At 65.4% G+C, this 21880-nt stretch carries 19 protein-coding genes; 6 read left to right on the top strand and 13 right to left on the bottom strand.

Annotated elements, in window-relative coordinates; genetic code table 11:
* Window positions 1-1068: 1068 nt before the first annotated feature.
* The gene (locus IEY30_RS13155) at window positions 1069-2304 is read right to left on the bottom strand and encodes an O-antigen ligase family protein (RefSeq protein WP_156035203.1); all 1236 of its coding nucleotides are present in this window, start codon (window positions 2302-2304) and stop codon (window positions 1069-1071) included.
* Window positions 2305-2524: 220 nt separating this feature from the next.
* On the opposite strand from IEY30_RS13155, the gene IEY30_RS13150 reads away from it, so the two are divergent.
* Window positions 2525-3244 (top strand): CatB-related O-acetyltransferase, encoded by a 720-nt coding sequence (locus IEY30_RS13150; protein ID WP_229674985.1) that lies wholly within the window; start codon window positions 2525-2527, stop codon window positions 3242-3244.
* 38 nt (window positions 3245-3282) lie between these two features.
* Here the strand turns inward: IEY30_RS13150 and IEY30_RS13145 are convergent, their stop codons facing one another.
* The 8 genes from IEY30_RS13145 to IEY30_RS21930 form a co-directional block, all read right to left on the bottom strand.
* A complete protein-coding gene (locus tag IEY30_RS13145) occupies window positions 3283-4200 on the bottom strand; it encodes a glycosyltransferase family 2 protein (RefSeq protein WP_268240973.1) in 918 nt (305 codons plus the stop codon).
* Window positions 4190-5059, bottom strand: a complete 870-nt coding sequence (locus IEY30_RS13140) for a glycosyltransferase (protein ID WP_081920423.1) — start codon at window positions 5057-5059, stop codon at window positions 4190-4192. The genes IEY30_RS13145 and IEY30_RS13140 overlap by 11 nt, the downstream gene beginning before the upstream one ends.
* Window positions 5050-6378 carry a lipopolysaccharide biosynthesis protein gene (locus IEY30_RS13135; RefSeq protein WP_162180996.1) on the bottom strand — a complete coding sequence of 443 codons (1329 nt, stop codon included), beginning with the start codon at window positions 6376-6378 and terminating at the stop codon, window positions 5050-5052. Before IEY30_RS13135 ends, IEY30_RS13140 begins: the two co-directional genes overlap by 10 nt.
* Before the next feature lie 28 nt (window positions 6379-6406).
* Entirely contained in the window at window positions 6407-7495 is a 1089-nt protein-coding gene (locus tag IEY30_RS13130) for a glycosyltransferase (RefSeq protein ID WP_162180995.1), read from the bottom strand.
* Complete coding sequence (locus tag IEY30_RS13125) at window positions 7438-9552, bottom strand: glycosyltransferase (protein WP_081920421.1); 2115 nt, start codon at window positions 9550-9552, stop codon at window positions 7438-7440. The genes IEY30_RS13130 and IEY30_RS13125 overlap by 58 nt, the downstream gene beginning before the upstream one ends.
* Window positions 9553-9598: 46 nt before the next feature.
* The gene (locus IEY30_RS13120) at window positions 9599-10360 is read right to left on the bottom strand and encodes an MraY family glycosyltransferase (RefSeq protein ID WP_156035201.1); all 762 of its coding nucleotides are present in this window, start codon (window positions 10358-10360) and stop codon (window positions 9599-9601) included.
* Between the two features lie 191 nt (window positions 10361-10551).
* Window positions 10552-11982: a polysaccharide biosynthesis protein gene (locus IEY30_RS13115; RefSeq protein WP_229674983.1), complete on the bottom strand. Its 1431-nt coding sequence runs from the start codon at window positions 11980-11982 to the stop codon at window positions 10552-10554.
* Entirely contained in the window at window positions 11918-12376 is a 459-nt protein-coding gene (locus tag IEY30_RS21930) for a hypothetical protein (RefSeq protein WP_229674982.1), read from the bottom strand. The genes IEY30_RS13115 and IEY30_RS21930 overlap by 65 nt, the downstream gene beginning before the upstream one ends.
* A 305-nt stretch (window positions 12377-12681) precedes the next feature.
* On the opposite strand from IEY30_RS21930, the gene aqpZ reads away from it, so the two are divergent.
* From aqpZ to IEY30_RS13090, 5 genes are all read left to right on the top strand, one after another.
* A complete protein-coding gene (aqpZ, locus tag IEY30_RS13110) occupies window positions 12682-13509 on the top strand; it encodes an aquaporin Z (protein ID WP_030196958.1) in 828 nt (275 codons plus the stop codon).
* Window positions 13510-13545: 36 nt separating this feature from the next.
* Window positions 13546-14196: a SatD family protein gene (locus tag IEY30_RS13105; protein WP_043416527.1), complete on the top strand. Its 651-nt coding sequence runs from the start codon at window positions 13546-13548 to the stop codon at window positions 14194-14196.
* A 139-nt stretch (window positions 14197-14335) separates the two neighbouring features.
* Window positions 14336-16081, top strand: a complete 1746-nt coding sequence (locus IEY30_RS13100) for a hypothetical protein (RefSeq protein WP_156035200.1) — start codon at window positions 14336-14338, stop codon at window positions 16079-16081.
* A gap of 129 nt (window positions 16082-16210) precedes the next feature.
* A complete protein-coding gene (locus tag IEY30_RS13095; protein WP_030196949.1) occupies window positions 16211-17086 on the top strand; it encodes a hypothetical protein in 876 nt (291 codons plus the stop codon).
* A 169-nt stretch (window positions 17087-17255) separates the two neighbouring features.
* On the top strand, window positions 17256-18245 hold the full coding sequence (locus IEY30_RS13090; protein ID WP_030196946.1) for a malate dehydrogenase: 990 nt from the start codon (window positions 17256-17258) through the stop codon (window positions 18243-18245).
* A gap of 87 nt (window positions 18246-18332) precedes the next feature.
* Here the strand turns inward: IEY30_RS13090 and IEY30_RS13085 are convergent, their stop codons facing one another.
* Genes IEY30_RS13085 through IEY30_RS13070 form a run of 4 tightly spaced genes read right to left on the bottom strand, consistent with a single transcriptional unit; the run spans window position 18333 to window position 21745 of the window.
* Window positions 18333-19295, bottom strand: coding sequence for a glycosyltransferase (locus tag IEY30_RS13085; protein WP_030196942.1), 963 nt, complete (start codon window positions 19293-19295; stop codon window positions 18333-18335).
* A 10-nt stretch (window positions 19296-19305) separates the two neighbouring features.
* Entirely contained in the window at window positions 19306-19626 is a 321-nt protein-coding gene (locus tag IEY30_RS13080; protein WP_030196938.1) for a DUF3017 domain-containing protein, read from the bottom strand.
* Between the two features lie 9 nt (window positions 19627-19635).
* Window positions 19636-20499 carry a bifunctional methylenetetrahydrofolate dehydrogenase/methenyltetrahydrofolate cyclohydrolase gene (locus IEY30_RS13075; RefSeq protein ID WP_043416667.1) on the bottom strand — a complete coding sequence of 288 codons (864 nt, stop codon included), beginning with the start codon at window positions 20497-20499 and terminating at the stop codon, window positions 19636-19638.
* A gap of 43 nt (window positions 20500-20542) precedes the next feature.
* The gene (locus IEY30_RS13070) at window positions 20543-21745 is read right to left on the bottom strand and encodes a glycosyltransferase family 4 protein (protein WP_030196931.1); all 1203 of its coding nucleotides are present in this window, start codon (window positions 21743-21745) and stop codon (window positions 20543-20545) included.
* Between the last annotated feature and the right edge of the window lie 135 nt (window positions 21746-21880).

Below are 21880 nucleotides of genomic sequence, written 5' to 3'. Positions count from 1 at the left end.
CCGGGTACTTTCTCGGTGCTGCCATGACTCTCATCCTTCCGTGGAATGAGAGCCTCCATCAGACCCGGGACGGGACAGCACGACGTTGCTGCCTCGAGCAGAAGCTGCGGGAGACCTGATTGGCGACCTGCTGGCGCACGACAGGTTAGCGTCCCACCCGAACTGCCTGAGGCCGTTGCGCGCCGGAAACCCTGCGGCGCGGATCCGCTGCGTGCCCGAGGCGTTGGCGCGGCGATCTCTTGGTCCACGCGGCGAGGTATTCCGTGTGGGTCCAACCGGCGTCGCGGGCGTGATCAGCCAGCCTTGCTGCTGACTTCCGAACCCGAGGCGCTTTCAGCGCTGCCGCCAAGTAGGTCGATGCTTCAGCACCCCGCTCAGGGCGTCGGTCTTGGACTCCAGGGTGCGGCTCGCGTCGCGCCGACTACCAAACATAGTTCAGCTCGCTGTACGCGTCTGGCAGGGCGACGATGCCTAAAGCTCGGTCGTAGCCGACAAGGTCCTGCGCGAGCCCGTCAAGGGCTCCGCTGCCGGCTACGGCGCGGGATTGGCGGGCGGTACTGAGCGATATTGCTGGCGCGGCCCTGCGACGTTGTCGCGAAGCCAGGTGGTCGGCCAAGCCCAGCCGATCCGCTCGGCGATCACCGGCCCAGGCATTCCCGGATGCTCTTTAACAACTGGCGCAGGAACGAGTCGAGCAGGGGAACGCAACGGGCTCGGGCCTCGGGTCCGGGCCAAGGCCCTTCTCACCGTTGGCTGGGCTTCAGCCCTAGCCCAACCCGCTTCTGTTTAGGCCCCACCGCACTCTTCATTGTGGCCGTCAGGCTCACGCGTTCAGCCATCGGAATGGCGGGCTTTCACGCAGCGCCTACCTCAATGCGCCTGCGCGCCGTTAGCGCTGCACCTCCCCTCATGCGAGCATAGCGACTGCGCGCCGCCGCGACGGCAGAGGCCGTGATGGACCACCCAAAGACAGATCACCCAAGACTAACGCTAAGGAATGGCCGACCAACCCATTAGTGACAAACCTTGCATACCACGCTCGCAAATAAGATCTACACGCCTAGAGCATCATCCGCGAATTAAAACAGGTTCCGTGGGTTGCGACAAAACAATCCGCGATTGCTCCACGAGAATCACGAAGACACCCAGGCTTGTTCCCAACGCCCACGTGTACACGCGACCTTCGAAACTGGCCTCCACAAGACAATTGAGGACGGACGCGAGGATTGCGCAAAACACTGCCACACGAACGCGCATGTCGCTAACGCCCAAAGCCATCTTGAGGCACACAAGGATCGCAATGACTGCAATAGCGAAGCCCACGACGCCCAGCTCTGCCCCTAGTTGAAGTAAAAAATTGTGAGCACCACTACCGCCGGCTAGATCGACTTCCGAAGCCCAACTTCCAAGTCCAGACCCTATCCAGAAGTGGTCGGACCACAACTCAAGCGCTGTGGACCAAAGCTCCGTCCTGACATCGACACCATCTCCAGAGGATGACAGTTGCCTTTGGCTTAGCAATGCCGTCGCCGACTGGGTTAGAAACGGAAGTCCAATCATGAATACGAGCGATGTGCCTGCAAGCGCAAAACCGTGCGGAAGCCTCCTCGAACTCCCATAGTAGACCACAATGGCCAGAACGCAGACGAACCCAGCCGCCAGAAATGCGCCGCGCGACACCGTGAAAGCCAGCGCAGTCAACTGTACCGCGACACCCAGAAGATACACCTTCTTCCGATAGGCAAGTGCCAATGTCACTGGAATCGAAATAAGCAAAAATGAGGCATAGTAATTGGACGGTCCCAGCAGCGGGGAACCCAATCGTAACGCTTGGGAAACGGCAGACTGCGCTTCCGCAGGAGGCTGCAAGTTGAATCCGACGGGACGGTCCAGAAGGTAGAACCAGACCAGTGACCACGCAGCTCCAACGCTTCCAACCACTGATAGCACCCCGACGGCCCTCCAGGGCCCCAATCGACCGGCAGCCAGATACGCCGCCCAGCCTGCTGCAACCGCCTCTAATATGCCCATGATCCGCGTTAGCCAGGCGGCGCCGTCTGTGACCCAAAACGCGCTGAACAGGGCCCACCCTACGAACGCGGCGACCATTATTGAGACCCATATATAGGGCAGCACCCGCCGATGCCCTTTACCCGCAAGCAAGATCTCGACGATCAAAGTCGGCAGAATGAACACCTCGAAAGCTGTGACCGGGCCCCAAGGCGCTGAGATCCGTGCTGGTGCTGCTACCAGCAGTAGCAGAACGAGGGCTCCAAGCCGCCGCGTCAACACGATGCCGACCATTAACGTTATAGAAAACAGCACTAGTCCTCATCTCCCAGTACGCCACACGGATTCTACACCACGCGAAGCATGAAGATCACCACAGAAGGACAACCGGCGGAACGAATCCTCAATGCAAGAAATGCTTCCACGAGGTGATACTTCGTGGACGCACCTCATCGAGCGGCGGCGTCTCATGTCAGGTAGTATCTGATGTCGCCAGACTGAAAAGGATTTTCGCATGGGAGCTGACGTGAATATTTCCCCTGGACCAGGGCCGCAAAAGAACACACTACGAAGCAAGGTTTCGGGTCGGAGCCCACAACAAATTGCCAGAATTGGCTTTAATTACGCTTGGAACCGTGCCGCAGATCTATATACGAAAATGACTTCTGACATTGCTATTGCAAAACGTCAGGGAGTCGCATCTGTGGGCATGGGTACATATGGAAATCCAAAGCTACTCCGTTACGACGATGGGCAGACCAAGCTCTCGATAGGCAACTACTGTTCTATAGCCGATGATGTCACTATCCTTTTGGGTGGCAATCACCGCACCGACTCCACGTCAACGTTTCCATTTCGAATGCGGTTTGACCTGCACGGCAAGGGAAAAGACGGCAATCCCTATTCCAAGGGGGACGTCACGATTGGCCATGACGTATGGATTGGCTACGGGTCCACGATTGTAAGCGGCGTCACCATCGGAAATGGAAGTGTCGTCGCAGCGGGCTCCGTGGTCACGAAGAACGTGGAACCGTACACTATAGTCGGCGGCAATCCAGCGCGCCCCATAAGGCGACGCTGCAGCAGCGAGGAAGCTGAACTCATGGAACAATCTGCTTGGTGGGACTGGCCCATGGAAACGGTCATTGAGAACTTGCACCTAATCGCGGACTCCTCAATTTCAGAGTACTTGAAACAGTGCTTGCATCCTACCTCGGAGATTCAGCCAGACTGAACGAAGTGTGCCCGACATGACTGACTCGAAGTTTGGGTCTAGTTGTGCGGCACGGGATTGCAGGTCACACGACCTCTGATTCCGTCAGCACACCCGCGGGCGGTTGCTGCTAGTTTCTCTCGGCGATCAGGTTCCATCACCGCAGTCAATAGCGAAAATTTGATACGACGCCTGGTTTCGCGCGCGGCCCATATCCAGTCACCGCCCTGCAAGGAAGCCTTGACCGTCAGCACGAAATTGCGAGCGATGAAGTAGTGGCGCCAGGCTGGGTAGTTGGACGTGTACCGCCGGTACCCAAGGACTTGGTTTAGTGCCGGGTGGCCCATCCCATGCGACATAAGGACATCAGCACTCATTGCTACTGAATAGCCCCCCGCTATTAGTCTTCTACAAAATTCCGTGTCGACGTAATCAATGAAGAAGTCTTCCCGAAAGCCGCCAAGATGGCTCCATGCCGAAAGGTTAACCAAGCTTCCGGAAGAGACGGCCGCGTCGACAGAGTGAGCGACGGTTGTCTGAGGTCCCGCATCCGATGGGGGACTCTGCGAGTTTCTGAAATTGGGTGCAGCAATTCCAATCTCAGTTTCATTCATAGTGGACCACTCTGCAAATATCGAACTCATTCGGGCCCTGTAGTCGCCATGCAGTTCGGTATCCTGATCCAGCAGAATGATCCATTCGTAGCCGAGGTCGATCGCATGCTGACAGGCCAAGTTGTAGGCGGCGCCTAGCCCCAAGTTCTGCCCAGAGTGCAGCACGCGGTGCTGACTCGAGAGGTTCTCAATCAATTGGCTGTCCGCCGCCGGGCTGTTGTCGACGATGAAGACAGTGTCCACTTGGGACGCGACCGCACTGATATTTCGGGTCACGGACTGGTCTGGGCGAAATAGAACGATGACAGCAGCTAGATTTTCGAAGTCTGCTGGGCCCCGGGATGAGGATGGCCTAGACTTCACGATTACCTCTCACTAGCCACGCAAAGAACGCCCACTGGGTGGGTCGCGATGTTCGTCCAACATGTCCACGCGTCGTCGCGATTAGGCACTTCAGTGCAGCCTCAAAGAGACAGATCGATTGAAACGCAAGGTTAGAACCGTTCCATTTCCTATGATAATTGGTTGCGGAGATGTGACTCCGCTTCAGGGACTCCAGGTGGGCCATCTTCGCAGAGTAGCCACCAAGGTGCGTAACACGCCACGATGGAGTCACCGTCACGCTCATGCCGGCATTTTGCGCGCGGCGACACAGATCGATATCTTCGTAGTACATGAAGAAATTGTTGTGGTCAAACCCGTTGAGCCCAAGGAAGTCCAGACGCCTGACAGCCATGGCCGCACCTGACACGAATGCTGGCCGATGAGCCATCCGTCCTTCAGGGATCCGGTCACCAGTGCGAAGAAGGCGTAACTTCGCCTCTTGCCCGACGGTGCGCTGGGGCCCAAAGGAGCGCTGGATTTCTCCACCGGGTTCGCTGATGATTGGACCCAAGATCGAGTGGGCCGACTCGCGCTCTAAATTTAGGTCCATTTTCGATATTTCTGCATCTGGATTGATGAAGACCAGCCATTCAGCGTCTGAATTATCTGCGATTCTGTTACACGCTGCACCGAACCCGACATTGCCAACGTCATCCAAAATCGTGCATCTCGAACTATAGGCTGTTTGCTCCACTGCCCTGCGAGTCAGGTCATCGGGAGAGTTATCCTGAATGATGACAGAGGCCGTCGGCAGGTATTTTGCTACGGATTCCAGCAGTGAGCCTATGGTGGCCTCGTTCTTATAAGTGACTATGCACACATCTACATCTATGCCCATTGAGAATTCATCTTTCGAGTTTGGCGATAGGTGGCCGATGATCGCAGCCTAACCCTGGCTATGATTGCCATGGTTGAGTACGTCACGACTGTGGCGTATCCGCAGCCCATGAGGCCGAAGATGCGGATTAGAACTATGTATGACGCGACTCCGACGGCAGCACCCCAGATCGCGGATACTGCGGAGGATTTCAGATCACCGATTCCATTGCAGGCCGCAAGATCAACCTGGAGGCTAGCAATAGCCACCGACCCCAAAAGGAGGACCGCGAAAAGGGAGAGGTTCCCTCCAAAGTCACCGCCGAGGAAGACCTCCATGAGATAGCCGCCCATAACAAACACGACCAGAGAAAGTGCAACTGTGGCGACAACGACTCTGCGCCACCATGATGCGTGATGTTTCATAGACCTACTCTGTGCTACTTGCCGCACGATCATTGGGCTCATGGCCACAGGCAGGATCCAAGGGAGATCGGCCAAGGTTGCAGCGGTGGCGTAAACCCCAACCGTCTTATCGTTCGCGAAGTAGGCAAGAAGAAGTCGATCCATACGGGTTGCTAGTGCCATGCCTAGAGCGGCCACCAGTGCCGGAAGACAGAGGGCAAAAACTCGACGAGACTTCAGTAAATCCTGGGTCCAGCTGGCGCTGGGCGTTTGATCTCTCGTGCCGCGAGTTGCGCGTCGCAGAACAAGCTGTTGAAGCGCACTCTGAGTCAGCGCCGCCATGGCCAAGGCGCCCAAAGCGAGATTCAATGTCAAACTGTTGCGAGCATAGGCCAGACTTATCGTCACCAAGGCCACGAAAGACGCTGACATCTCCAAACCGCTGGCCGCCCGATGCCAACCCAGACCATGGAGGGCCTCCCTGGTAAGGGCCGCACGAAGTCCAGCAACGCTCATTACGACAAGGCAAGACAGCGGGAACCAGCCGCTTGACATAGTCAAGTTGGAGAATGAAGCAACCCCAACTGTCGCCGCCAGAATTAACTGCAGGACCATAAGTTGCGTCGACAATCTGCCGTGCAACTGAAGGGTTACCCCGCTGGCTTCGTTAGCCAGAAGCATGCGTGTAGCTTGTATCAGGCCGAGGCCCCCAACCAATACCAGCAGGAGCGAGATTGATTGTGCAACCGCCAGAATGCCTCTGTCACTCGCACCGAGCCATTTTGCTGTCAACAACGCAGTAACCCCCTGTCCCGCCGCCGCGCCAGCGCTCAGGATCACCACCTGCATCGGAATAGGTACCTTCACGATCACTGCCTCATCGCCCCTTGCACGTAACCGCAGTGCCCCGTTGAAAAGGACGTGGTCGCCGGGCACTGAGCCACAGAATCTGATGGGCTTCCAACTACTCCGCCAAGACGGCTGATCGCCATTCGCTGCTCCATGCTTCGAAGGAGTAGTGACGCACGAGGGCAGCCAAACCAGCATCCGCCCGCGCTTGGCGAGACGAGGCTGTTTCGGTCAATAGCATCGTCAGGCCGTCCACCCATTCCGCCTGAGTTGTGGCAGCCAAGCCTTCAAATCGTTCGAGTGCCCTTCTATTCGCACCGACTGGGGAGCCAACCATCGGGAGGCCAGTGGCCGCGTATTGAAGAAGTTTGTAGGCGCACTTGCCGCGGGCGTAAGTGGTGTCGCTAAGCGGCCCAATGGCCAAGTCGCCAGTAACTAATGCGTCCTTGACAACGGTGGGACTCCAGGGCACACGGTCAATCATATGGGACAGAGCGGACAAGCGCGGATTGTCATCCGGTCCGCTTATCACGCGCAGGCGCGCTCGGGTGCGTGCGTGAACTATATTCAGAGCATCCGAAAGAGGCGCGAGATACTGTTCAGTGGCGGGAGAGCCCAGCCAAACGATTACCGGGACATCGTGAAGTTCCCAGTTCTGCTTGTACTGGTAGTGACTCGGTTCGACGCAGGACGGAATTAGGAGAACCCGTTTTGAAAACGCAGAAGCCCATTCAGCAAGATGCTCGTTTCCAGCGATTACGACGTCGGCCGCCTCGACCGACAATTGACACTTACTGCGCTGACGTAGAAGCCGCCTCCCCGTCGCCAAATCTGCATATAGCGCGTCGTCAAAATCAAATACTGAATGTGCCGCGCCTTTCAGCACCTTCTTCTCGAGGGATCCTGAGCTCAATGGACTTACCTCGCGAGAAACGATCACTTTGGACGAACTATAGTCGACTTTTCTTAGAGCAACTTCGGCACTCACCACTTCTGGTATGTGGCGCAGAAGGGTACTCGCCCTGGAATTGTGAGTCCCAATGTAGGTATGGGCGATGACCGGAACTCCCAGGTGATCAAACCAGTCGTACAGGCGCACGCGGGTGCTCGCAGCTGCCAGCGAGTACGACGAGAAAGCCTGAAGCGTCATCTTGTTACGTTTGCCTTTCCTCGGCAGTCGCCATTCAATGGTGAATGGAACCATGTGCTTACGATTCTCTCCGGGCGGAATTCCGCCTCCACCCATGACCGAGCGTTTCTCCCCATTTCAGCCAGTCTTGCGGGATCGGCGATGCCACGTGCGATGGCGGCGCTTAGCGCCTGGGCATCGCCTGGATCCACGAGCAGGCCGGTTCGCCCGTCTATCACCGAGTCGCGGCAGCCAGTGGCCGTGGTCGTGACGGTGGGAACACCCATCGCTGCGGCCTCAAGCACGACGTTGGGGAACCCCTCACGCAAAGACGGCAGCACCAGCAGGGACAGCAGGGCGTAGTAGGGCCTGACATCCTCGACGGGCCCTACAAGACTGACAGGGACGCCCGAGGACTCGAGGCGTGACAGGTAGTCCTGAGAGTCAGGCTCGTTCTGTGGACCGACGATCAGAAGGTGCAGGCGTGTGCCGGCCCGCATGAGCAGCGACGCCGCGTCGATCAGTGTGTCAATGCCCTTGTCATGGGTGAGCCTGCCGACAAAGCCAAGCACGGCCGTGTCTGCGGCGATGCCGTACTGATCGCGCAACTGCGCGTCCGGCTCGCGCGGGGCGAAGTGGCGCGCGTTGACCCCATGAGTGCTCCCGGGAACGGTCTGCCGGAGCTTGGCTGGCGAGACGAGATGGCTCGACAGCACCTCCGCCTTCAGGGTGCTGGAGTTGACCATTACCTCAGTGGCCGCTCCCATGGCCAGACGCTCCATCCAGACCAGGACGTGCCTCAGCAGGCCGGTGGAGCCTTCGAGTCGAAGGCCGCCGCAGAGGTAGACCCTGCGCGGAACCCCATACATCGCGGAGGCGGTCATGGCCAGCAGGGCTGCCTTCGGGGTTCCCGCCACGACAACGGCGGGCCGACGCGCCCTGACGACGCGGAACCACTGCATCCACGCACGCAGGTCACGTGCCGGGGTGACGTCTCTGGACATCTCGATGACATGTGCCCTCGCACCGGTCTCGGAGACAGCAGCATTTAGGTGCGCTCCTGACGAGGACACCAGGGTGACGTCGTAGCCGTCGCTCCGCATGATCGCGATGAGCTCGCCGTAGAAGTGACGCAGCGTCATGGGAATCGTGGTGGACACCAAGGCGGCACCGGGCGACGTCGTGCTTGTACCGTGTTCAGCGTCCGTCTCGGTCCTCGCCACCGTGGAGACCTGCTGACGCAGTGCTGTCCAGCCCTCGGCGCCGACAGACGGGCGCCAACCCTGCTGGGTCAACCAGCTTTCGTCCTGTCCCTGACCAAACCAGAGCATCTCAACTCGCCGGGCCGTCGGCGCGAGGCGAGGTACCACCCGCCCGACACTTCTCAGCGCGCTGACTAGGGCCCGTGCTGCTCGCTCCGGAAGGACGTGGGGCGATCGTCCACCCAGAGACTCCATCAGCGACGATGTCGTCACGCCTTCCCACGGGTGGATGACGATCGCGGGTGGCGTAATGGCAGACACCGCGAGATGTGCGATGGCGCCCGCGACGTTGCCGATCAGCGCTTGGGGAGAGGGCCGCCCCGTCGGGCCTGCGACGGAGCGCAGTGGCGACGACGCGATCCTCGAGATGCTTCGGGTCACCCGGCGGTCCGCCCCATGCACGCTCGGCGGTCGGTAGACGACGAGACCGACCGGAAGCTCGTCGGCAGCAAGCGTCTCTCCGGCGGCTTTGGACTGAGCGTAGGTCGAGAAGACATCCGTCCGCCTCGAAGCATCGAGCACGGGCATCCGTCCCTGAACAACGGCACTGCTGACGTGCACGAGACGGACCGACCCCCGCGCCCGGGACACCGCTCGAGCCACCAAGCCAGCGAGAACGGCATTCGCTCCGAACAGCAGTGGCTCGTCTTGGGAGGACGCATCGGGCACCCCGGCACAGTTGATGACGGCGTGGTGCCCCGCGAACTGTGACGCAAGCTCGTCAACGACCTCGTCGTGGTCATGGGGCGCATACGTCCGCGCAGCCACCCGCGGAGCACGCACAACCGTGACGTGATGGCCGGTGGACCGAAGCTCGTCGCATACGGCAGAGCCGACGAAGCCGGTGGCGCCAACAACGGCGATCTTCACTCAACTACTCCAATAACAGTAGGGGCAGAACAATTGCTCGGTCTCGCTAGATTTTCTGGGCCAAGCGCCTCGAACGGACCTCAGGGAGCAGTACGTAGGACACCACGGCCAGCATGGTGAGGGGAAATGCGCCTAGAGCCGGCAGAAAGACCCAGGACCCCGCGACGAACACCGAGAGGACGAACATGATCGCTGCGACCTGAATGTGCTCGAGGCCGCCGGAGGTGAGTCGCTGGTAGATGTGATCCCGGTGAGCCGTGGTGAGGGACTCACGGGCGCGCAGTCTGCGCCCGAGGGTCAAGAACACGTCGACGAGGTAGAGAGCGAGAGGGGCCACCAGCGGCAGGACCGGAACGTTCTCGGCAAGCCCAACCAGGATGCCGCCCGCACACAGGGCTCCGAAGAGGTAGCTCCCGACATCACCCAGGAAGAGTCTCGCCCGCAACGCGTTGAAGGGAAGGAACCCCAGCGCCGCTCCGGCTGTCAAGGCCCCGATGAGGCCGAGCGCCGGCGAGCCGTAGCGAGCGCCGAGGATGATGGAGGTCACGCCCCAGGCGACGTTCACCATCCCCGTGATCCCGTTGATCCCGTCCATGAAGTTGATCGCGTTGACCACGACGGGGAAGAGCATCATGCCGAGAACGGCCAGGGCCGGGATGCCCGTCATCCAACCCGCCACAACGCCGAGCGCGACCTGCGAGACCAAGCGCGGAAGAGCAGGCAGGCTGAACTGGTCATCCAGAAGCCCCACAAGTGCCACGAGCACACAGCACGTGAGTGTGACGGCGGGGACCGGCAGACCCAGCATCTGAGCCGTGATCGCTCCACCGATCACACCCGTCAGACACGCGAGGCCGCCCCCGCGGGGCGTCGGTAGCGTGTGCGACGAGCGGTGGTTAGGGACGTCGACGCGACCGAGCCGCAGCAGCGCAGAGCGGACCAGCGGCGCCGTTACTACCGTGAGTCCTGCGCTTACGAGTGCAGCAACCCATACCTGGCTCACGATGCGATAGCTCCGGTGGCTGAACGGGGGCCGGCGGCGGCGCCGTCGCGCATCCAGTTCGTGGCGTGCTCCTGCGAGTCGAACGTCAACGTTGACACCGCATCGACGCCGAGGGCGGGAACGCCGACGCTGTCCACCAGCGGGTGATCCGTGGTCCGGCGGCTCTCGTTGACCGAGAAGAGCTCCTCGCCCAATTTCTCACCCGGGCGCAGGCCGGTGAAAACGACGTCGATGTCGCGGCGACCGCTCATCCTGATGAGAGTCTCGGCTACCTCGAGGATCTTGACCTGCTCACCCATCTCCAGCACCATCACCTCGCCGTCGACGCCGATGGACGCTGCTTCCAGCACCAGTTGGCAGGCCTCGGGGATGAGCATGAAGTAGCGGCGCACGTCTGGGTGCGTCACCGTGATCGGGCCGCCCATCTCGATCTGAGCGGTGAACGCGTGCACGACCGATCCACGCGAGCCCAGGACGTTGCCGAAGCGAACCGACACGTAGCGACCGTTGGCGCGACCGGCGAAATCAGCAGTCAGGCGTTCGGCGAGACGCTTGCTGTAGCCGAGCACACACGTCGGGTTGGCGGCTTTGTCGGTCGAGATGTTGACGAAGGTGGAGACGCCGACCGCCTCCGCTGCCGTCAGGACGTTCAGCGTGCCGATCACGTTGCTCTTCCAGGCCTCCAGCGGGTACGCCTCAAGCAGCGGAAGATGCTTAAGTGCAGCGGCGTGGAAGACCACTTCGGGGCGTGCTCGCTCGAAAGCCTCCGCAAGAGCCTTACTGTCGCGGATGTCCGCGAGGATGAGGTCGTCGGAGTCGAGGAGGCCGTGGCCGGACAGGCTCATCTCCGTGCCCTGCAGTCCCGACTCGTCGCGGTCGAGCATGAAGAGCCGGGACGGCCCGAACCGCGCGATCTGCCGGCACAGTTCCGACCCGATGGAACCGCCGGCTCCGGTCACGAGCACTCGACGACCTGAGATCTGCTCGGCGATGGCGGTCGTGTCGAGCTCGATCGGGCGGCGACCAAGCAGGTCGGCGACATCGAGGTCGCGCAGGTCGTTGGGGGTGGGCCGCCCGCCCATGATGTCCTTGAGCGGTGGCAAGCTGACGACGTCGAGGCCTGCGTCGGCGGCGCGCGACGCTAGGTCACGGAGGGTCGCGGCCTCGGCGTTCGGCAGGGCCAGGACGAGCGTGTCGGCCTCGAAGCGCTCGGCGACAGCCGCGATGTCGTCGCGGGTGCCGCGCACGCGGAGACCCTCGAGTCGTAGGCGGTTCTTGGATCGGTCGTCATCGAGCAGGGCCACCGGCACGAAAGACCCCGAACCGTCGTACTTCATGCTGCGCAGTAGGCGGCGGCCGGCCTCACCCGCGCCGAGGACGATGGCGCGGCGCTCTGCTGCCGTCTGCATGGCCTTGTGCGAGCGCACGGTGCGCACGATGAAGCGCAGGGCAAACATCGTGGCGATGGCGAGAGCGCCGGCGGTCAGCGGGACACCCCCTGGGGATGACGATTGGCGCCGTCATGAGCGACCACAGGAAGAGGACCGTCGTGACGATCGCCGTTGTGGTCGTCAGTTCGACGATCTCCTCGAATGAGCCCAGCAGGTGGCTGATCGAGTAGGGCCCGACGATGTAGCCGACGACTAGCTGGCCGATCATGGCGGCCAGGGCAAAGGTGGCGGTGCCCCGCAGGTAGCTGTCGTCGATCGAGAAGTCGAGACGGATCCACAGCGCCGCGAAGAGCATCGCGAACCAGATCAGCGCGTCGACCGCGGCCCATCCGAGCCTGAGCCACCGAGCTTTGCGCACGTGTGCTGTCACCCTGTATCCCCACTATCCCTGCCGTGCCTGACTGTCCTGTGCGCGTCATGGGGGTCTTCGCGACGGCGACGACCTCGTCCCGATAACCCGACGGGAACGACACCCAAAGTGTCATTTGGGTCAAACCACGCGCGCAAGCAGCATAGCCGCGAATTAGTAAGGAGCCTGACATGTCTGGAACGTGGACGCGTCGCCCGGCGGATGCTGCCGCAACATCCCGGGCTCCGACGACGAGGTCCACTACGCTGCGAGCACCGGGGGCCTCCCGGGCGGTTCGGCCTCAACGTCCTTGCTGGAGGAGCCCGATGTACACCCCCAAGATGAGTTCGCGTCTCGCCGTCGAGGCACTCGGGACGTTCTGGCTTGTCTTCATCGGCTGCGGATCAGCCATCTTCAGCGCGAAGTTCCCCGTCCAAGGGCTCAACGGGCAAGTCACCCAGTTGGGCATCGGGCTACTGGGGGTGGGCCTCGCCTTCGGTCTGGCGGTTACGACCATGGCCTACGCCGTGGGCCACGTCTCCGGGGCACACTTCAACCCGGCCGTCACGATCGGCATCGCCGTCGCGAAGCGGTTCGAGTGGCGCGAGGTCCCGGCCTACGTCGGCGCCCAGCTCGTCGGTGGTCTGCTCGCAGGCGGAGCGCTAGCCGGCCTGCTGTCCTCGACCGGCCGCCCGGTCACGGGCAACCTGGCTGCCAACGGCTACGGCGCCCACTCCCCCGGCGGCTTCGGGGTCGGCGGCGTGCTCATCGTCGAGGCGCTCGTCACCGCCTTCTTCGTCTACATCATCCTCGGCGCGACCAAGGACGACGCTCCCAAGGGTTTTGCGCCGCTCGCGATCGGCTTCGGCCTGCTTCTCGCACACCTCGTCGCCATCCCCGTCAGCAACGCCTCCATCAACCCGGCCCGCTCCACCGCCGTCGCCTTCTTCAACGGCAACGGCGCGCCGGGGCAGCTCTGGGCCTTCTGGGTGGCGCCGATCGTCGGCGGTCTCATCGCCGGCACGACCTTCGCGTGGATCACCGGCGAGCGCCGTGACGCGATGGACATCAGCGGGTCGACCGACATGGTGGACAACGCCGCAGTGGACGAGGCCGGGCGTCCCATCCTCGACGTCGACTCCACTGAAGGTTAGGGCTCCATTTACTGATGATGAAGATATGATCTTCACATGCCTCAGTTGAAGGTCAAGGCTTCACCCGTGGCGCTGATCGGTGACATCGTCGAGTCGCGAACCCACCGGCAGCGCCAAGCGCTGCACGACGCGTTCGCCGCCGCCATCGCGCGCGCCAACGTCGACGTGCCGGTCGACGACCCGGCCGTCATCACGGTCGGCGACGAGTTCCAGGGTGTCTACCCCACGCTGGGCGCCGCTCTCCAGGCCAGCTTCGTCGTGCGCGCCGAGCTGCAACCGCTCGCAGACGTCCGCTTCGGCCTGGGCCGTGGCGATGTCACCACGCTCGACCCCGTGCGCGGCATCCACGATGGTCCCGCCTACTGGGCCGCCCGCGAGGCCATCGAGGCCGCAGAGGACCGCGCCCAGCGAGCGCAGACGCGCACGTCGCGGACGGCATACGTCGCCCCCGACGAGCCCGAGGCAACGGTCGCCGCGGTGCGCGCGGCCCTCGACTGCCTGGACTTCATGGTTGGCTCCATGTCGACCACCTCACGCGAGATCCTCGGAGGACTCATGCACGGTCTCGCCCAGCACGACGTCGCGGACCGGCTCGGGATCAGCCCGTCCGCGGTCTCGCAGCGCGTGCGCCGCGACGGCATCGGAGTCGCGCTCGAGGCGATGGCGACGCTCGGGGAGCTTCCGTGACGGGCTGTCGCCCGCCCATCCCCCAAATCAAGGCCGCCGCGCAGACGATGCCGAGCCCGCGCCGGATCGCCCTGACAAATACAGAACTCGCAGGTGCCGTCATCCGCGATGTAGCCCTCTAGGTCGTCATCATGAGGGGATGACCGTGCGCGTAGGGGCAGACCGTGCTTCCGTTGACGCGCTCCCCGCCCGCCTGGCGACCGTCCTCGTGGCTGTCGCCGCGCTTGCCGTGGTTGCCTGGCGCCTCACCCTCGGGGCGAGCCCTGAGGATGACGGGCACGCGGTCGCGTTGGCCCTCCGCCTCTCCCGCGGTGACATTGCCCTGGCGGACGAGCTGAACCTCCAGGTGACCGGTTCTCTGCTGGCCGTCCCCTTCGTCTGGGCCTGGGACCACCTGGTCGGAACGACCGGCATCGTGCTGGCCTCACGCGTGTGGTTCGTCGTCGTCGCCGGCGCGGTGGGCCTGCTCACGGCGAGGGCGCTGCGCACCCGCTACGCCGCCGGGCCGGCCGCCCTCGCCAGTGCGGCAGCCCTGCTCGGCCTCCCCTACCAGCTTCCACTCCTCAGCTACAGCTCGGTGCCGGTGCTCGCGCTCGTGCTAGCGGCCGCCTCGGGCATCGCCCTGCGACAGACCCGCTCCCTCGCCTGGGCGGCAGTACTCGGCGGCGCGACAGCCGTCGGCACCATCGCGAGCCCCCAGCTGGCGCCGGCCTTTGCGCTTGCCCTCTTGATCGGGATGGCCAGGGTCGAAGGCACCCGCCCACGGCTCGTGGCAACAGCATCGAGCCTGGGCCTGCTCGCCGTGGCGGCCGTGGGGCTGCTGATCACCGCCGGGCCGGCCCCGATCGAGGAATCCGTGCGCTTCCTCCTCGCCGTCCGAGGGGACGGAATCTCCCCGCTCGTACGCCTCGGCCGGGCCCTCGGGACCTACGAGGGACTGCGCTTCCCCCTCTACTGGCCGCTCCTCGCGGGCCTCGCGGTGACCGCTCTGGGGTGCGCCCGACCGGGCTGGCGGGCGCTCCGAGTCACGGCCAGTGCCGCAGGCATGCTGTGGGCCACGGCCGTGACCGTCGGCGCCGCACTCGGCGTCCTGCCGCAGCTCTGGTTCGGCAACACCGTGGCAGCCCTCGAGTCCGTCCTCGTGGTGACGCTCGCCCTGCCCGTCATCGCCGAGCTCCGCTGGTCGCCGCGCCCGGGCGACGGCGGGGACCTGTTGGCGGCCGCCGTGCCGGGCCTCGTCGCGGCGACGGTGATTGCTGCGACCACAGGCTCAGGCCCCGAGTACTCCGTGCACGGGGCCGCCCTCGGCGGCCTGCTCCTCGTCCTCGTGGTCCAGTGGTCCACCAGTGCCCGCAGCCTCTGGGCGGCGCCCAGACCGACAACCGCGCGAATGCGCGCAGCCATCGCCCTCTCGGCCGTTCCGACGCTCGGGATGGCGCTCGGATTCCTCGCCCTGCCTTTCCACGAGCCAGGCTCTCTCGGCGTCGACACCCGCATCACCGCCGGCCCCTGGGCCGGACTCGTCACGACCGACAACGGTGCAGCTCGGCTCGCCACGCTCACGAGGACCGTCGATGACGCCACCCGCGGCGGGCGCTCCATCCTGATCCTCGGCGCAGCCGGGGGCTACCTCGCGGCGAACGGCCCGATGGCGACGCCGGCGCTCTGGCTGGAGGACTACGGCGCCGCCAACCAGAAGGCCCTCGACTGGTTCCAGCGGACCGGTCGAGCTCCGGACGTCGTGCTGGTCACGTCGATCGCGGAGAAGAACGCCGGCGGCGAGGCTGCGTGGGTGCAGCACGACCCCCTGCGGGCATGGATCCAGACGGCCTACCCCGTCAGGCACGTGATCCCCGGTCTCGGCACGCTTCTCGAGCGTCAGTGACAACGCCGCGTGCCGCCCCTCGACTGTCGGGACCTCATGGTTTGCTCCATGACGACCCGATCCTGACGAGATCCTCGGAGGAATGATGCACGGCCTTGCTGTGGTGATGGCGACGCTCGGGGAGCTTCCGTGACCTGGCTCTCGGTCGTCCTCGTCGGCATCGGGGTCGGCGACATCGTCCGGTCGACCTCGTGGCGGCCCGGCCGCGTCGTGGGACACGTCGTCGCGCCGGTCGTCATCGTGGGGCTCGCGCTGCTCGCCGGGCTGAGCTCTTGGGTCGACCTGATCGCCCTCGTGCTCGCCGCAGCAGCGGGGGCCGCCTGGGCCGAGCTGTCCCGGCGCACCCAGATGACCGGGCGCGCAGCCCTCGCTGCCCTCGCCGTCTTCGCCGGAATCGTCGTCGGGCTCCTCGCCTTCTCCGGCGCGGCGTCGCCGACCGACGGTCCGCTCTCGACGTGGCTCCACTGGGCCGACCTGCCCGGTCACGATCCGCTGCCTGCCTCGCGGGTGCTGCTGCTCACCGGTCTCGCTGTCTTCAACGTCGCGACGGCAAACATCATCGTCCGGCTCGTGCTGCTCACCATCGGCGCCCTGCGCCCCTCCGACGTCACCGCCGCCAACGCCGCCGCAGCAGCCGCGGCGTCCCTGACCGGGCACCCCGCTCCCCCGACCCAGGGCCAGCCCGCCGACCGGCTCAAGGGTGGGCGCCTGCTCGGCCCCATGGAGCGCCTCGTCATCCTCGGGCTCGGCGTCGCGGGCGAGTTCGGCGCCGCCGGCCTCGTCATCGCCGCCAAGGGACTGCTCCGCTTCCCCGAGATCCAGGCCGCCGCCCGCGGCAACGGTGGCGGCAGCGGCGGCAGCGGAGGCACCGACCCCAACGCCTCCCCCACCTCGGGCTCCTACTCGGGCGGCCCGGCCGGCATCGACGACGTCACCGAGTACTTCCTCGTCGGAAGCTTCGTCAGCTGGCTCATCGCCCTCGGCTCGCTCGCCCTCACCGTCTGAGACACGGCCTCGAACGCGGCCACCAACCGGCCGCGCGTGATCGTGGTCACGCCCCACGGCATACGCACGCAGTGGCCCCTCCCCCACGCACGGGCGCCCGTCCGGCCACGCACGCAGCCACTGATAGCGTCGGAGCGTCCAGCGACACACCGATGTGAAGGGCCTACCTGTGAGCACTACCCCCGTCAAGGTCGCCGTCACCGGCGCCGCCGGCCAGATCGGCTACAGCCTCCTGTTCCGCATCGCGAGTGGTGCCCTGCTCGGGCCAGACACCCCGGTGGAGCTGCGCCTGCTCGAGATCACCCCCGCGCTAAAGGCGCTCGAGGGTGTCGTCATGGAACTCGACGACTGCGCCTTCCCGACGCTCGCCGGCGTGCAGATCGGCGACGACGCCAAGAAGGTCTTCGACGGCGTCAACCACGCCCTCCTCGTCGGCGCCCGCCCGCGCGGGCCGGGCATGGAGCGCGGTGACCTCCTCGAGGCCAACGGCGGCATCTTCGCCCCGCAGGGCAAGGCGCTCAACGAGGTCGCGGCCGACGACATCCGCATCACCGTGACCGGCAACCCGGCCAACACCAACGCGCTCATCGCCATGAGCAACGCCCCCGACATCCCGACCGAGCGCTTCTCGGCCCTGACGCGCCTGGACCACAACCGCGCGATCAGCCAGCTCGCCGCCAAGCTCGGCGTACCGGTCACCGAGATCAAGAAGATGACGATCTGGGGCAACCACTCCGCGACGCAGTACCCCGACCTCTTCCACGCCGAGGTCGGTGGCCGCAACGCCGCCGAGGCCGTCGGCGACCAGGACTGGCTCGCCGGCACGTTCATCCCGACCGTCGCCAAGCGCGGCGCCGCCATCATCGAGGCGCGCGGTGCGAGCTCGGCCGCGTCGGCCGCCTCCGCGACCATCGACCACGCCCGCACCTGGGTGCAGGGCACCGCCGACGGCGACTGGGTCTCCATGGCCGTCCGCTCCGACGGCTCCTACGGCGTGCAGGAGGGTCTCATCTCCTCCTTCCCTGTCACCGTCAAGGACGGCCAGTGGAGCATCGTCCAGGGCCTCGACATCGACGACTTCTCGCGCGGCAAGATCGACGCGTCCGTCGCCGAGCTCGCCGAGGAGCGCGACGCCGTCAAGGGTCTCGGCCTCATCTGAGCCGACTCCTCTGAGCAACAGCACGAGAGGGCGCCGTCCACCGCGAGGTGGGCGGCGCCCTCTCCTTGCGTATGCCGTGTGCCCGGGTCAGCGACGCCGGCGAAGTCGCGCGGCCCGGGCCTTGAGAGCATCGGTCAGCGGAGGCGCATCACTGCGAGGCCGCACGTGCGTGCCGCGCACTCGCCAGTACCTCGCCTCGGCCCACTTCGTCACCTCACCGGGGTGCTGCGCCCAGACGCGTGCGAGCCGGAACCGGTGGGCAGCCTTCTGCCACAGCAGCTTCGGGACCGACATGTCGCGGTCGTAGACGAGCTCGAGGTCGAAGCGCTCGTTGACGACGCGCGGTGACACGCGGGCGCCGACCGTCATGTTGAGCAGGTTGCTGCCGTGGATGACCTGCACCCACATCGGCGGCGCGCTCACCTCGCGCACGGGACCCCACTGGCGGGCGCGGGCGTGGCGAGCGGCATACACCGTGCTCGGCGCCGCATCGGTTCGGCGCCGCTCGACGAGGGTGAGGAACGGGCTCGAGAGCTGGTCGTAGAGGTACGTCGCGCCGCTCCGGTCGATCTGGATGCCGCGTGGGAAGTCGACGAAGAGCCCCTCGGTCGGGGTGAACTCGCGCTGCACCGACGCCATGAAGTCCCGGGCTATGGCGTCGTCGCTGTCGAGGCGCGTCGTGAGCAGCCACGGCGCCGCGGCTGCTCCCACCGCCCCGGCCGGGCGCGCCTCGGCGATGGCACGGCCGAAGATCGACGGGTTCCACTGCTCGCTCGACCATACGGGGGTGAACGTCCCCTCGGCCAGCGTCTCGACGTCGGCGCGGAAGTCGTCCGAGCAGCGGTCGTCGAAGAGGACGAGCCAGGTGAAGTCCGCGTCCTGCTGGCTGCGCACCGACGACCAGCAGGCGTCGACGAAGAAGCCGAGCCGGTAGCGCAGCCAGTCCTCCTGCGGCGGGACGCCCGGCACGAACGCCGCGCTGAAGCGGGTCAGCAGGTAGTGCTCGAACGCCTCCGACGTCTCGGTTCCCGAGGACCCCCGCGCCGGCACGACGGTCGCCTCAGCGCGAGGTGCGGCCGACGGAAGTACGGTCGGACACGTCGGCGCGTAGGTTGACGGTCGCCGACGCGACGAGCACGCCGAGTCCCAGGGCCAGCAGGATGACGACGTCGAGCGTGCGCGAGCGCACGTTGAGGCCGCCGGCCTTGCGCGACGGGCGTGCCACGAGCCGGATCAGCGCCCCGATGAGGAAGGCCGCGGCGACGATGCGCCCGCCCCACCGCACGTCGACGAAGCCGATGACGAGCACGCCGGCGGCAGCGATGCCCGCGACGAGGTACCACCAGCTCAGGACGACGAAGCCGCTACCCCGCCACTGCATCGCGGCCGCTCAGGCGCCGGGCGCGGCCGACGCGACCGAGGCCTCGGCGGCCTCGACGATGTTGGTGAGCAGCATGGCGCGCGTCATGGGCCCGACGCCGCCCGGGTTGGGGCTGATCCAGCCGGCCACGTCGGCGACGTCGAGCGCGACGTCACCGGCGATCTTGCCGTCGACGCGGCTCACGCCGACGTCGAGCACGGCAGCGCCCGGCTTGACCATGTCCTTGGTGACGATGCCCGGGACGCCCGCGGCCGCGATGACGATGTCGGCCTGACGCACCTCGGCGGCGAGGTCCTTGGTGCCGGTGTGGCACAGCGTCACGGTCGCGTTCTCGCTCTTGCGGGTGAGGATAAGCCCGAGCGGCCGGCCCACGGTGAGCCCACGGCCGATGACGACGACCTTGGCGCCCGCGATCTGCACGCCGTGGCGACGGAGCAGCTCGATGCAACCCATCGGCGTGCACGGCAGCGGCGCGTGCTTGCCGAGCGCCAGCCAGCCGAGGTTCATCGGGTGCAGGCCGTCGACGTCCTTGGACGGGTCGACGCGCGAGAGCAGCGCCATCTCGTCGAGGCCCGTCGGCTGCTGCACGAGGAAGCCGGTGCACGCCGGGTCGGCGTTGAGCTCGTCGATGGCGGCCTCGACCTCGGCCTGCGTGGCCGTCGCCGGCAGGTCACGGCGCAGGCTCGTGATACCGAGCTCGGCGCAGTCCTTGTGCTTGGCGTTGACGTACCAGTGGCTGCCCGGGTCGTCCCCGACGAGGACGGTGCCGAGACCCGGCACGACCCCCTGCTCGCGCAGGCGCTCGACCCGCTGGGTCAGCTCCACCTTGATCGCCTTGAGGGTGGCCTTGCCGTCGAGGATCTGTGCCGTCACGGTGGACATCCTGCCACCCCGCGCCGGCGCGCGTGGCTGTGGCTCAGTCGGCCAGCAGCTGCATGAGCCGGGCGACGTTGCCCTCCCACGTCAGGGACTCGGCGCGCGTGCGCAGGGCGCGCCCACGGCATACGCGCTCTCCCGGCGACGCGACGAGCGTGTGGAGGGCATCGGCGAACGCCGTCGCGTCCCGTGGGTCGACGTAGATGCCGTCGGGACCGAGGTACTCCGGTATGCCGCCACTGGGCGCGGAGACCACGGGCAGTCCCGAGGCCATCGCCTCCGTGACGACCTGGCCCGCGGGCTCCTGCCACTGCACCGGCATGGCGAAGACGTCCGCCGCGCCGTAGACCTCTGGGAGTGAGCGCCGGTCGACGAACGGGGTGAAGCGCACGAGGTCGCCGAGGGGCGCGGCGGCCCGACGCAGCTCCTGCTCGTAGGCGGACAGGCCGTCGGCCGGGCGCAGGCCCGCCGACCCGACGACGTGCACCCGGAAGTCACGGGTGCGCCGGGACAGCTCGTGCGCCGCGGCGATGAGGTGGTGCACCCCCTTGTGCGGCGTGACGTTGCCGACCGACAGGATCGTCACCGGTCCGCCGGTCGCGCGCGGGACCGGCCGGAAGCTGTCGGAGTCGACCCCGTTGCGCAGCACGTGCAGGTTGTCGGGACGCGACCCGATGCGGTCGGTGATGGTGCTCGCGAGGTAGTCGCTCACCGCCACCGTCACGTGGGTGCGCTCGATGACCCTGCGGATCTCGGCGGGCCGCCAGGTGCGGAAGACGTCGTTGCCGAGGTGCAGCACGACCTTGCCGCCGAAGTTGCGCACGAGCCGGTCGGTGACCGCCCCGGCGTAGTTGTAGACGACGAGTGCCTGGGCGTCTGCCGGGACCGCGGCGAGGGCGTCGCGGTGGAAGCGCGCGACGCACGGGCGGCGACCGAGCGTGACGCCGCAGAGGCCGTCGACGCGCCGCTCGAGGTCGGTGAACCACTCGCGCCGCGTCGAGCGCGACGACGCGTAGCGCACGAGCGTGCCCTCGGCGTAGTCATGCTGACGCCGATCGCTGACGACCACGAACGTGCGGCCACCCATCGCCTCGTGGGCGCGGGCCTGGGCGTTGATCTTCGTCGACATGGCGTTGCCGGTCGTCGTGGAGTACTCCGAGAAGACATAGGCCAGCTGGGCGATCGGGCTGACGAGCGGCGCCGTCACGGGCGGCGCGTGCTCCGGCTCACGACTGACGTCCATCGTCCTCACTCCTGCTGTGCGCGGGGGCCCCGAGAACGTGTGACCCGGGGCCACGGGACCGAGCGTACGAGAGGAAGCCGCCACGCGTGGGCGAAACGGACATCGCGGCCGCCGGACGGGGCAGCCGCGATGCGC

The organism is Terrabacter tumescens (assembly GCF_014646815.1).
Classification (GTDB): domain Bacteria; phylum Actinomycetota; class Actinomycetes; order Actinomycetales; family Dermatophilaceae; genus Terrabacter; species Terrabacter tumescens.
This window is presented reverse-complemented; position numbering and strand designations above follow the sequence as displayed.